This is a genomic window from Sandarakinorhabdus limnophila DSM 17366 (assembly GCF_000420765.1).
In the GTDB taxonomy this organism is placed as follows: domain Bacteria; phylum Pseudomonadota; class Alphaproteobacteria; order Sphingomonadales; family Sphingomonadaceae; genus Sandarakinorhabdus; species Sandarakinorhabdus limnophila.
In genome coordinates, this window is the sequence record NZ_ATVO01000005.1 from 213,071 (window position 1) to 225,768 (window position 12,698).

The 12,698-nt window shown below is 64.7% G+C and carries 11 protein-coding genes; 2 read left to right on the forward strand and 9 right to left on the reverse strand.

Annotated elements, in window-relative coordinates:
* The first annotated feature begins 71 nt into the window (after nucleotides 1-71).
* Nucleotides 72-989: a cysteine synthase A gene (gene cysK / locus G566_RS0106480; protein WP_029131346.1), complete on the forward strand. Its 918-nt coding sequence runs from the start codon at nucleotides 72-74 to the stop codon at nucleotides 987-989.
* Here the strand turns inward: cysK and G566_RS13745 are convergent.
* The 9 genes from G566_RS13745 to hisI form a co-directional block, all read right to left on the reverse strand.
* Nucleotides 953-1,747, reverse strand: a complete 795-nt coding sequence (locus G566_RS13745) for a metallophosphoesterase (protein ID WP_156874446.1) — start codon at nucleotides 1,745-1,747, stop codon at nucleotides 953-955. The two genes, cysK and G566_RS13745, sit on opposite strands and share 37 nt — an antisense overlap.
* Nucleotides 1,748-1,776: 29 nt before the next feature.
* The gene (locus G566_RS0106490) at nucleotides 1,777-3,042 is read right to left on the reverse strand and encodes an NADH:flavin oxidoreductase/NADH oxidase family protein (RefSeq protein WP_022679868.1); all 1,266 of its coding nucleotides are present in this window, start codon (nucleotides 3,040-3,042) and stop codon (nucleotides 1,777-1,779) included.
* 96 nt (nucleotides 3,043-3,138) lie between these two features.
* Nucleotides 3,139-5,322, reverse strand: a complete 2,184-nt coding sequence (locus G566_RS0106495) for a 3-hydroxyacyl-CoA dehydrogenase NAD-binding domain-containing protein (protein ID WP_029131347.1) — start codon at nucleotides 5,320-5,322, stop codon at nucleotides 3,139-3,141.
* A gap of 123 nt (nucleotides 5,323-5,445) precedes the next feature.
* Complete coding sequence (locus G566_RS0106500) at nucleotides 5,446-6,657, reverse strand: acetyl-CoA C-acetyltransferase (protein WP_022679870.1); 1,212 nt, start codon at nucleotides 6,655-6,657, stop codon at nucleotides 5,446-5,448.
* 23 nt (nucleotides 6,658-6,680) lie between these two features.
* Nucleotides 6,681-8,471, reverse strand: coding sequence for an acyl-CoA dehydrogenase C-terminal domain-containing protein (locus G566_RS0106505; protein WP_022679871.1), 1,791 nt, complete (start codon nucleotides 8,469-8,471; stop codon nucleotides 6,681-6,683).
* Between the two features lie 4 nt (nucleotides 8,472-8,475).
* On the reverse strand, nucleotides 8,476-8,940 hold the full coding sequence (locus tag G566_RS0106510) for a MerR family transcriptional regulator (protein ID WP_022679872.1): 465 nt from the start codon (nucleotides 8,938-8,940) through the stop codon (nucleotides 8,476-8,478).
* A gap of 22 nt (nucleotides 8,941-8,962) precedes the next feature.
* Nucleotides 8,963-9,568 carry a Rossmann-fold NAD(P)-binding domain-containing protein gene (locus G566_RS0106515; protein WP_022679873.1) on the reverse strand — a complete coding sequence of 202 codons (606 nt, stop codon included), beginning with the start codon at nucleotides 9,566-9,568 and terminating at the stop codon, nucleotides 8,963-8,965.
* Nucleotides 9,565-10,770 carry a cytochrome P450 gene (locus G566_RS0106520; RefSeq protein ID WP_022679874.1) on the reverse strand — a complete coding sequence of 402 codons (1,206 nt, stop codon included), beginning with the start codon at nucleotides 10,768-10,770 and terminating at the stop codon, nucleotides 9,565-9,567. The genes G566_RS0106515 and G566_RS0106520 overlap by 4 nt, the downstream gene beginning before the upstream one ends.
* Nucleotides 10,767-11,138: a phosphoribosyl-AMP cyclohydrolase gene (gene hisI / locus G566_RS0106525; protein ID WP_022679875.1), complete on the reverse strand. Its 372-nt coding sequence runs from the start codon at nucleotides 11,136-11,138 to the stop codon at nucleotides 10,767-10,769. The genes G566_RS0106520 and hisI overlap by 4 nt, the downstream gene beginning before the upstream one ends.
* 99 nt (nucleotides 11,139-11,237) lie before the next feature.
* On the opposite strand from hisI, the gene purF reads away from it, so the two are divergent.
* A complete protein-coding gene (gene purF, locus G566_RS0106530) occupies nucleotides 11,238-12,695 on the forward strand; it encodes an amidophosphoribosyltransferase (protein ID WP_029131349.1) in 1,458 nt (485 codons plus the stop codon).
* Nucleotides 12,696-12,698: the final 3 nt, after the last annotated feature.

The following is a 12,698-nucleotide window of genomic DNA, read 5'->3' on the forward strand; positions in this document are numbered from 1 at the left end:
AAGATTTTCCGCCGTTGGCGCGCAGCGTTTGCAGGTCTAAAACACACGCAAACAACCGGAAGGTGCAGCCCATGAAGGCCAACAACATCCTCGAAACCATCGGCCGCACGCCGCACGTGCGGATGGGCAAATTGTTCCCGAACGCCGAAGTGTGGATCAAGTCCGAACGCACCAACCCCGGCGGATCGATCAAGGATCGCATCGCACTCGCCATGATCGAGGCCGCCGAAGCCGATGGCACGCTGAAACCCGGCGGCATCATCGTCGAGCCGACCAGTGGCAACACCGGCATTGGTCTGGCCATGGTGGCGGCCGTGAAGGGCTACAAGCTGATCCTGGTCATGCCGGAAAGCATGTCGATCGAGCGGCGGCGGCTGATGCTGGCCTATGGTGCCAGTTTTGATCTGACTCCGCGCGAAAAGGGCATGAACGGCGCCATCGCCCGCGCACTGGAAATTGTGGCGAACACGCCGAACAGCTGGATGCCGCAACAGTTCGAGAACCCGGCGAACATCGATGTGCATGTGCGGACGACCTCCGAAGAAATCAATGCCGATTTCGCCGACAGTCCGCCTGATGCGATCATCACCGGCGTTGGCACCGGCGGGCACATCACTGGCGTTGCGCAGGTGTTGAAGGCCCGCTGGCCGAAGCTGAAGGTGTTTGCGGTGGAACCGGCGGCTTCCCCGGTGATTTCCGGCGGCTCGCCCAGCCCGCACCCGATCCAGGGCATCGGTGCCGGCTTCATCCCGAAGAACCTGGATGTGTCGCTGCTCGATGGCGTGATCCAGGTCGATGCCGCCGACGCCAAGGCCTGGGCGCTGCGCTCGGCAGCCGAGGAGGGCATGCTGGTCGGCATCTCGTCGGGCGCGACGCTGGCCGCCATTGCGCTGAAGCTGAAGGAAATGCCGGGCGCGCGCATCGTCGGCTTCAATTACGACACCGGGGAGCGTTATTTGTCGGTGCCTGAATTTCTTCCCGGCGGCTGAGGGACCAACTCCACCACCACGATCTCACCCTGCGTGCCGAGCCGAACAGGCACGATCGAAGTACCGATGCCAGCGGACACCAGCATCTGCTGGCCACCGGGATTTCGAAACCGGCCGCGCAGATATTGGGAAGCAAGTTTCTTGAACTGCGGCCAGCCAAAGATCTGGATCTGGCCGCCATGCGTGTGCCCGGCCAGCACCAAGTCCACGTTGGCCGGCAGCATCGTCCACAAGCGCGGTTCATGCACCAGCGCAACCAGCGGCTTGCCGGGCTGCGCGCGAGCGGCGGCGGCCCGCAGGCCCTGCACCGGCCGCTGGCCCATGATCAGATCATCGCTGCCAACGATCTGGATCGGGCCAAGATCAACCAGATCGCCGGCCAGCAGTTTCAGACCGAACCGCCGCATCACCCAGCGTATCCAGTAGGGATCATCGTGATTGCCCGGCACGCTCCACACGCCGAGCGGGGCTTTCAGCCAGGTGAGCGGCTGCACCGCATCGTCCATCCGCATCGGCGGGTCCCAGATCTTGCTGGCGTGGAAATCGCCGGTGACCACCACCAGATCGGGATGGAGCGCGTTGACCTGATCCATGATGCGGTTCAACCGCACCTGCGGCATATCCCAATTGCTGCCATGCAGATCGGAAAGATGCACCAGCCGCAACGGCCGTTGCAGCCCGGCCAGTTCGACGCGATAATGCACCACCGCCGGATCGCGGATCGCGCCGAGCCAGCCCGCCCATCCAAGGGCAAGCACCAGGCCGGCAACAAGGAACGCGAAGCGTTTCAAAGCCGGGCCTTGTTTTCCTTGTCTTCGGCAAGAAAGGCCTTGAACGGGTTGAGCTTTTCGGCGACGCCGCCGGCCGCAACCCGGCGCAGTTGCTGATAATACCAGGCCTGCGCAGCAAAGCCATTCATGGTCCGCACCAGCTTGAACGGCGAAGTCGGGCTGAGCCACCAGGGCCCGATCGCCAGCCGTTCCTCGTCGCGCGGCAGTTCCTCGATATGGCCTTCGAGCAGTTCGGCAACGCAGGTGGGATCGGCGCACAGCGGCCTGCCGACGCCAACAAAGGCGATGCCGCTGGCCAGCGCATCCTGCATGGCATTCAGGCTGCGGAAGCCACCCGTCACCATCAGCGGCGGCGTTTTCGCGGCCATCAGCGCGCGCGCCAGCTGCACGAAATAGGCTTCGCGCTGGCGGGTGGATTGCTGCTTCGGTTCCTCGCGCGGGGCGAGGCCATCCATGTCCATCATCGCCGGCTGTTCATAGGTACCGCCCGACAATTCCAGGCAATCGACGCCCAGATCGGCCAGCCAGCCCGCAACGGTGAGGCATTCATCGAAGGCAAAGCCGCCCTTCTGGAAATCGGCGCTGTTCAGCTTCACCGACACGGTGAAATCAGCCCCCACGGCGGCCCGCACTGCCTTCACCGTTTCAATCAGGAAGCGCGCGCGGTTTTCCAGGCTGCCGCCCCATTCGTCGCGGCGCAGATTGGCAAGCGGAGAGAGGAACTGGCTGATCAGGTAACCGTGCGCCGCATGGATCTGCACGCCGGTGAAGCCGGCCTCCCGCGAAACGGCGGCGGCGTTGGCAAAACGCGCGATCAGATCCTGGATTTCAATGCCGGTGAGCGGATGCGGCATGCCGAACTGCCCGCCCGGCAGCGCCAGCGGCACTGCCGACGGCGCCCGCGGATGCGGATTGACGTTCTTCTGCGTCTGGCGTCCGGCGTGACTGATCTGCACCCAGGCCTGGGTGTTGCCAGCAGTAGCAGCAGCAGCCCAGCGCGCCCACGCAGCCTTGCCCTCGTCGCTGAGTGGCCCATCGACAATCACATTGCCCGGCCGTTCCAGATGGCCGCGATCAACCTGCACATTGCCCGTGATCAGCAGCCCGCAACCGCCATCGGCCCAGCGCCGATACAGGGTTTCATGGGCGGCATTGGGCAGGCCATCGCGAAACGCCAGCCCTTCCGTCATCGCCGCCTTGGCAATGCGATTGCGGAAGTGCTGGCCATTGGGCAGGCTGAAGGCTTCGTTGACGTCTGGCATTTAGGGACCCCTGATTTCGGTTCAGCCTGCCGCGCCAGCGGGCCCCGCGCAAGCCCGGCGGCTCCCCTCCTGTGGAGAGGGAGGGGAGCGCCTGGTTCAGGCCGCCTTCTTCGCCGCCATGGCGTAAAAGCTGTCGCCCCGGGCCGCCATGTCGCGCAGCAGCTGCGGCGGCGCGAAGCGTTCACCATGGGCTTGCGCCAGCCGGTCCAGCGTGGCGACGACGTTGGCAATGCCGACGGTATCCATGTGGCTGAACGGACCGCCAGTGAACGGCGCAAAGCCCCAGCCGAAGATGGCGCCCAGGTCGCCGTCCTGCGGGGTTTCCAGCACGCCTTCGGCAAAGCAGCGCGCGCATTCGACAAGCTGGCGATAGAGCAGCCGTTCCTTCACCTCGGCGGCGGAGGGCTGATCCGCGGCGAGGCCACCGGCCACCGTTGCCGCCAGTTCCGGCCACAGATGCTTTTTGCTGCCTTCGGGATAGACGTAGAAACCCTTGGCGTTCTTGCGGCCCTGACGGCCAAGTTCGTGCATCTTGGTGATGACGCCATCGGCCGGACCCGGCTTGTAGGCATCGCCCAGATCGGCCTTGGTCTGCTGGCCAACCTTGTAGCTGAGATCAAGGCCGACTTCGTCGTTCACGGCCAGCGGGCCCACCGGCATGCCCATCTGCTTGCCGACATTTTCGATCAGCGCCGGCACCGTGCCTTCGCCCAGCAGCGACAGGCCTTCCTGCACATAGGTGCCAAAGCAGCGCGAGGTGTAGAAACCGCGGCTGTCGTTCACCACGATCGGCGTCTTGCGGATCGCGGCGACATAATCCAGTGCCTTGGCAATGGCTTCCGAGCCGGTTTCCTTGCCAACGATGATTTCCACCAGCGGCATGCGTTCGACTGGCGAGAAGAAGTGGATGCCGATGAAATTGGCCGGCTTGCTCCACGCCTTGGCGAGGCCGGTGATCGGCAGGGTGGAGGTGTTGGAACCGAAGATCACATCGGGGCCAACAACGGCTTCGGTGGCCTTGGTGACATCGGCCTTGATCTCACGGGTTTCGAACACCGCTTCGATGATCAGGTCGCAGCCGGCCAGATCGGCATAGTCCGAAGTCGGCTTGATGCGGTCGAGGATGACCTGCGCCTTGGCCGGATCCATGCGCTTCTTGGCCAGACGATCGGCCGTGTACTGCTTGCCCTTTTCGGCGGCAGCCAGATCGCGGTCGAGCAGCACGACCTCGATGCCGGCCTGCGCCGTCACCATGGCAACGCCCGCGCCCATCAGGCCAGCGCCGAGCATGCCGATTTTCTTCGTCGGCATGGCCGGAACGCCCTTGGGACGACGCGCGCCCTTTTCGGCGGCCTGCTTGGAAACGAACAGGCTGCGGATCATGTTGCCGGCCTGGGGATCGGCAACGACCTTGGCGAAATACTTGCTCTCAATGCGGATGGCGGTGTCCATCGGCACCTGCGTGCCTTCATAGACGGCGCTCAGGATCGCGCGTGGCGCGTTCATGTTGTCGCCGGCATTCACGTGCGTCATCGCCGTGCCGCCCACAAACACTTGCGCGAAATTGGGGTTGAGCGCCGTGGCCGGGCCGCCGGGCATCTTGAAATTCTTGGTATCCCACGGCTGCACGCCGCCATTGGGGTTGGCCTTTACCCACGCCTTGGCTGTGGCGATGATCTGATCGGCGGGCACCACGGCTTGCGCGACGCCAAAGCCCAGAGCTTCCTGCGGGCTCATGTTCTTGCCTTGCAGCAGATACATCAGGGCCGGCTGGATGCCCATCAGGCGCGGCAGGCGCTGGGTGCCGCCCGCGCCCGGGAACAGGCCGACCATGATTTCCGGCAGGCCCAGCGTGATCTTGGGATTGTCGGCAATCACCCGGTAATGGCAGGCGAGGATGAATTCGAGCCCGCCGCCCAGCGCCAGGCCATTCACGGCCGCCGCCACCGGCTTGCCGCAGGTTTCGAGGTCACGCAGCAACTTGTTGAGGCCGAACACGCCATCAAACAGCGCGGCCATCTTCGATTTGCCTTCGGGAACACCGCCGCCGCCGAACAGCGCGCCCATGCCCTTCAGATCAGCCCCGGCCATGAAGCCGCTGGCCTTGCCGGAGGTGAGCACGGCGCCCTTGATGGCTTCGTCGGTCTTCAACCGCTCAATCGCGGCGGCCAGATCGGCCTGCACTTCCGGCGTGATGACGTTCATCGACTGGCCCAGCACGTCGATGGTGAGCAGGAGGATGCCGTCGGCATCGAGTTCGGTGTGGATGGCGGTGGTCATGTCATTCCATTCCTTTTTTTCTTCGTCATCCCGGCGAAAGCCGGGATCCATCTCCCCCAAGTCGCGCCAGATGCAGCGTTCGGGTGATGGGCCCCGGCGTTCGCCGGGGTGACGGCCAAACGGTTACAAACGCTCGATGATCGTGCCCGTGCCCATGCCGGCGCCGACGCACAGGTTGACCAGCGCGGTGCCCTTGCCGGTGCGCTCCAGTTCATCCAGCACGGTGCCCAGGATCATCGCGCCGGTGGCGCCGAGCGGGTGGCCCATGGCAATGGCGCCGCCGTTCACATTGATCTTGTCGTGCGGGATGTTCAGCGCCTGCATGTAACGCAGCACGACGCTGGCAAACGCCTCGTTCAGCTCGAACAGATCAATATCGTCTTTGGTCATGCCGGCGCGTTGCAGCACCTTGTTGGCCACAAACTCGGGCCCGGTGAGCATGATCATCGGCTCGCTGCCGATCGAGGCCATTGCACGGATGCGAGCGCGCGGCTTCAGGCCATATTTCTCACCCATCGCCTTGTTGCCAACCAGAATGGCCGAGGCGCCGTCAACGATGCCGGACGAGTTGCCGCCGTGGTGGACGTGGTCGATCTTCTCGATTTCCGGGTAGCGCATCAGGGCGATGGCATCAAAGCCGGGCATCTGCTCGCCCATCGCCTGGAAGGCGGGTGCGAGGCTGCCCAGCGACTGCATGTCGGTCTGCGGGCGCATATGCTCATCATGGGCCAGCACGATCTCGCCGATCACGTCCCGCACCGGCACGATGCTGTTCTTGAAGCGGCCTTCGCTCCAGGCTTGGGCGGCGCGGCGCTGCGATTCCATCGCATAGGCATCCACGTCGGAGCGCGAGAAGCCGTATTTGGTGGCGATCAGATCGGCGCCAATGCCCTGCGGGGCGAAATAGGTCTTGTAGGCCACGGCCGGGTCCATCGCCCAGGCGGCGCCGTCGCTGCCCATCGGCACGCGGCTCATGCTTTCCACGCCGCCACCGATTGCGAACATGGCTTCGCCCGACATCACCTTGGCGGCGGCCATGTTGGTGGCTTCCAGGCCCGACGCGCAGAACCGGTTGATCTGCACGCCGGCCGTGGTCTCGGCATAATCGGCGTTGAGCACGGCAACGCGCGCGATATCGCTGCCCTGTTCACCAACCGGGGAAACGCAGCCCAGCACCACATCGTCCACATCGGCGGTGTTGATGCCGGTGCGATCGCGCACGGCCTGCAGTACCTGCGTCGCCAGCTGGATCGGCGTGATCTCGTGCAGCTTGCCGTCCTTGCGGCCCTTGCCGCGCGGGGTGCGGACGGCGTCGTAGATATAGGCTTCGGTCATGGTCGTTCCTCCGGAGGAAAGTCTCAGAACATCTCAGCCGGCATGGCCATCACGGTATCGGCACCGGCTTCCAATTGGGATTTCAGGCTCGCGGTTTCTGGCAGCACGCGCGCCGCGAAGAAACGGGCGGTGGTGAGTTTGGCGTTGAAGAAATCCGGATCAGCCGTACCGCCATCAAGCGCCGCCAGTGACGCGCCGGCCATCTTCAGCCACATATGGCCCAGCGCGACATGGCCCATCATCCGCATGAAGGCGGTGGCGCCGGCCCCGGCATTATCGGGATTGGCCATGCCGTTCTGCAACAGCCACATCACGCCGGCTTGCACGTCGCCCAGTGCCTTACCCAAGGGCTGCGCGATGAAGGCCAACCGCTCGTCGGTCGCCGCGGCAATGTCACCGGCCACGAGACCCAGCCACGCCTGCGTGCCGCGCCCGCCCTTCGAACCCAGCTTGCGGCCAACCAGATCAAGCGCCTGAATGCCGTTGGTGCCTTCATAGATCATGGCAATGCGGGCATCGCGCACGAACTGATCCATGCCCCATTCGGCGATATAACCGTGGCCGCCCAGCACCTGCTGGCAATTGGTGGCGACCTCGTAACCGCGATCGGTGCCATAGCCCTTGATGACGGGCGTGAGCAGGCTGATCAGGTCATCAGCCATCTCGCGTTCGGCCGGGTCGGTCGCCTTGCGCGACAGGTCGACCCGGATCGCGCCCCACAGCATCAGCGCGCGCATGCCCTCGGTATAGCTGCGCGCATCCATCAGCATGCGGCGCACATCGGGGTGAACGATGATCGGATCGGCCTTGCCTTCGGGGTTCTTCGCACCGGTCAGGCTGCGGCCCTGCAGGCGGCCCTTGGCGTACTCAACCGCATTCTGATACGCCGCATCGGCCTGCGCTAGGCCCTGGATGCCCACGCCAAGCCGCGCCGCGTTCATCATGATGAACATGGCAGCGAGGCCCTTCATCTCCTCGCCAAGCATGTACCCGGTGGCGCCATCATAGTTCATCACACAGGTGGCGTTGGCGTGGATGCCCATCTTGTGTTCGATGGAACCGCAAGTGACGGCATTGCGCGCACCCAGCGAACCATCGTCGTTCACGATGAACTTCGGCACGATGAACAGGCTGATGCCCTTCACGCTGTCCGGCGCGCCCGGCGTCTTGGCCAGCACGAGGTGGATGATGTTGTCCGACAGGTCATGCTCGCCGGCCGAGATGAAGATCTTGGTGCCGGTGATCGACCAGCTGCCATCGGCGTTCGGCTCGGCGCGGGTGCGGATCAGGCCGAGATCGGTGCCACACTGCGGCTCGGTCAGGTTCATGGTGCCGGTCCAGCGGCCCTGCACCATGTTGGGCAGCCACTTGGCCTTCTGCTCCGGCGAGCCCACCACCTCGATCGCCGCCTGCGCGCCTTCCGACAAGCCGGGATACATGCCGAACGCCATGTTGGACGCGGCGATAAACTCCTGCATCACCGCGCCGATCGTGTAGGGCAGGCCCTGGCCGCCATGATGTTCGTCCGCAATCAGCCCGCCCCAGCCGCCGCCGCAGAATTTCTTGTAGGCATCGCGAAAGCCATCGGGTGCGGTCACGCTGCCATCAGCGTGGCGGATGCAGCCCTGGCGGTCACCCGGCAGGTTCAGCGGCGCCAACACTTCGCCGCAGAATTTGCCGCCCTCGTTCAGCACGGCCTCGACCAGATCGGGCGAGACCGCCTCGAAGCCCGGCACATGGGACTGGTTGTAGAGGCCGGCCACGGCCTCCAGCACGAACAGCGTGTCTTTTACCGGGGCGCGATAGGTCGGCATGGAATCAGGCTTTCATCGATTGTTCGACGATGTCGCAAAATTGTTGCAGCTCGGAGATGGTGGCGTCGATATCGGCGCGCTGTTCTTCCAGCAGGGCAACCCGCGCGCGGCATTTTTCCAGCGTGACGCGCTTCTGCGTCAGCCGGTGATCGCCAACATCATACAGATCGATCATCTCGCGGATTTCGGCGAGGCTGAACCCGACATTCTTGGCCCGCAAAATCCACGCCAGCCGGGCGCGATCGCGGCGCGAATAAATACGATTCTGCCCCTGACGCTCCGGCGCGATCAAGCCCTGATCTTCGTAAAATCGGATAGCGCGCGGCGTGATGTTGAAGGCCAGCGCCAGTTCGGTGATCGAAAAATGGCTGGCATCACCAGCGGCGGGCGGGGCGGGCGCGGTGGCAAAGGCATGCAGCAGCGCCGCGGGCGACTCGTCGTTTTGGGGAGCCTCAGCCGGATTGCTCATGGGCCAAGGGGGTAGTTTACGTTTACGTTAAGGTCAAGCTGGCGATGGCGCGGTTGGTGTGGCGGAACACGCCGGGTTCGTTGCATATCGTGAGGGCCAGGATGGCGCCCGCAACCGCCCCTGCCGGCAGACTGCCAAGGTCGCGCGGCAGGACGAGGTCCATCACCGGAGCGGCCCATTGCAGGAAGCGCTCCACCGGCCGACGTTCGGCGCGCGGACCGATGAGGAGGCCGGGCTGGAGGATGTCGAGGCGGGTGAAACCCATCCCGGCCAGCGCTGCCTCCACTTCGCCCTTGGTGCGCGGGTAGAGCAGGTTGGCCTTGGGGTTGGCGCCGATGCTGCTGACCAGAATGAAGTGGGCGACTCCGGCGGCTTTCGCGGCGCGGGCGAAGGCAAGCACGGCGTCATGATCGACGGCGCGGAAGGCGGAATCGCTGCCAGCCTTGGCCCGCGTGGTGCCCAGCGCGCAGACGGCGACCTGCGCTTCCGGCAGCGGTGGCAGATCGTCGAAATCGGCGACCACGCCGGGCCGGCCGATGGGGCGGCGGGTGATGGGGATGGCGTCTCGGCATAGGCCCAGCACCAATCCGCCGACGAGGCCTGACGCGCCGGCCAGCAACATCCTCACGGGCGAACCCAGAGCTGCTGCACACCGTTGAACGCGGCCGAGATGTTGCGCTCGATGGGATCGCCGGTGAGCGCCAGGCCGGGGAAGCGGGCGAACAGGCGGGTCAGCGCGATTTCGGCCTCCGCGCGGGCCAGCGGTGCGCCGAGGCAGAAATGCACGCCGCCGCCAAAAGCGAAATGCGTCTTGTCAGCCCGGTCGATGTCGAACTTCAGCGGGTCTGCGTGCAGCGCCGGGTCCTGCCCAGCCGCCATCAGGAACGTCGTCACCGCTTCGCCAGCCCGCACCGGGCAGCCGCCGATCTGGCGCGGTTCGAGCGGGATCCGCAGCGATTGCACCACTGGCGGGTCGAGCCGCAGTGTTTCCTCAATGGCGTCGGCGATGCGGGCCGGGCTGGCCTGTACCTTGGCCAATTGTTCGGGATGGCGCAGCAGGGCGAGCACGCAATTGCCAATGAGGTCGGTGGTGGTGAGGTTCCCGGCCAGCAGCAGCAGGTTGCACATGGTGACGATTTCTTCGGTGGTGAGCCGATCGCCGCCATCGTCCACCGCCACCAGCGCGCTGATCAGGTCATCGCGCGGGGCAGCGCTCCGTTCGGCGATGGCGCGTTCAAAATAGGCGGACAGTTCATCGGCATTGGCCTTCAGCGCCGCGAGGAACTCCGGAGAACGAATGGGCGAGAACACATTTGCCAGCGCCTTTGACCAGCGCTGGAAATCGCCCACGTCCGCCGCGTCCACGCCCAACATGGTGGCGATGACGATGATGGGCAGCGGCGAGGAAAATTCCTCGATGATGTCGAACCTGTCCTTGCCGGCCACCGCGTCGAGCAGGGCGTCGGCCACCTCCACCACCTTCGGCTTCACCGCTTCGATGGCGCGGGCGTTGAAGGCGTGGGTGACCAGACGGCGCAGGCGGGCGTGATCGGGATCGTCGAGGACCAGCATCGATCGCGGGGCCTCGCGGTCCTGCATGGTGGCCAGTTTTTGCACGATCGTATCGGGCGCAGCATTGCGCTGATCGACCGACAGGCTGCGGTCCTTCAGCGTGGCGGCCACATCGGCGGCGCGGGTGAGCAGCACGCGGCCGAGCACCTTGTCGTCATGCACGGGATCGGCGGCGCGCAGCGCGTCGAAGCGTTCGTGCGGGCGGTTGCGGAACACCTCGTCGAAAACGGTTATCTCAAGTCCGGTTGGCAGCGTCATTCACCGTCTCCGATCATCACCAGCCGGCCACCATCGAGCCGGCGGTAAAAGCAATCCTTCCGGCCGGTGTGGCAGGCCGGGCCGGCCGGCTCAACCCGCAACAAAAGGCAATCCTGATCGCAATCCACCCGGATCTCCACCAGGCGCTGGATGGCGCCCGACGTGGCGCCCTTGTGCCAGAGTTCGCGGCGGCTGCGGCTCCAGTAATGCGCCTCGCCGGTGGCAAGCGTTGCCGCCAGCGCATCGGCGTTCATGTGCGCCACCATCAGCACCGCGCCGCTGGCCGCATCCACCGCTACAGCGGTGAGCAGATCATCGGCGCCCCACCTGGGCCGGAACTCCAGCGTTTCATCCACGGCTTGGCTCATATGTGACACTTTCATCACAAGACAGGTGCAGACAAAGCGGACTGCCCACCCTATATGGCCCGGCATCTGCCGAATGACAAAGGCCACCACATGGACAAGATGCTCACCACCGATCCGTGGGAAGACGATCATCTCCACGAGGAATGCGGCGTGTTTGCGGTTTATGGTGCCGAGGGCGCTGCCGCGCTGGTGGCACTTGGCCTGCATGCCCTGCAGCACCGCGGCCAGGAAGCCGCTGGCATCACCACGTTCGATGGCAAGGAATTTCACACCCACCGCGCCATGGGGCATGTGGCGGGCAATTTCGACAATGATTCAGTGATCAACAAGCTCAAGGGCGAGATCGCCATCGGCCACAATCGCTATTCCACCACGGGCGAAACCGCGCTCAGGAACGTGCAGCCGCTGTTTGCCGAGCTGGCCAGCGGCGGCTTTGCCGTTGCGCATAACGGCAATATCTCCAACGCCACCACCTTGCGCCGCGAACTGGTGCGGCGCGGATCGATCTTCCAATCGACCAGCGATACCGAGGTGATCATCCACCTTGTTGCCACCTCGTCCTATCGCACCCTGCTCGATCGCTTCATCGATGCGCTGAAGCGGGTGGAAGGCGCCTACAGTCTGATCTGCCTCACCGCCGAAGGTATGCTCGCCTGCCGCGATCCACTCGGTATCCGGCCACTGGTGCTGGGCCGGCTGGGCGATTCATATATCCTCGCCTCCGAAACCGTTGCGCTCGACATCGTGGGGGCGACCTTCCTGCGCTCGGTCGAACCGGGCGAGTTGATCATCATTTCCGGGCGCGGCCTGCGCTCGATCCGCCCGTTCGCGCCGGTGCGGGCGCGGCCGTGCATCTTCGAACATGTTTATTTCAGCCGCCCCGATTCGATGATGGACGGCAGCAGCGTGTATGAAGTGCGCAAGCGCATCGGCGCCGAACTGGCCCGCGAGAATCCGGTGGAAGCCGACATGGTGGTGCCGGTGCCCGACAGCGGCGTGCCCGGCGCCATCGGCTATGCCCAGGAAAGCGGCATCCCGTTCGAACTGGGCATCATCCGCAGCCACTATATCGGCCGGACGTTTATCCAGCCCGGCGATCAGATCCGCAATCTTGGCGTCAAGCTGAAGCATAATGCCAACCGCGCGCTGATCGCCGGCAAGCGCATCGTGCTGATCGACGATTCGATCGTGCGCGGCACCACATCGGTCAAGATCGTGCAGATGCTGCGCGAAGCCGGCGCCGAAGAAGTGCATATGCGCATCGCCAGCCCGCCGACGCGGCACAGCTGCTTCTATGGCGTCGACACGCCGGAACGATCGAAGCTCCTGGCCGCCCAGATGGATATCGAGCGGATGCGCGATTACATCAAGGTGGACAGCCTGTCGTTCCTGTCGATCGACGGCCTCTATCGCGCCGTGGGTGAACCCACCCGCGACGAGCACGCGCCGCAATATTGCGACGCCTGCTTCACCGGCGATTACCCGACGCGGCTGACCGACCAGGAAGAAGTGGAAGTGCCGGACCAGCTGAGCCTGCTGGCCGAGCGCGTCATCTGAGGC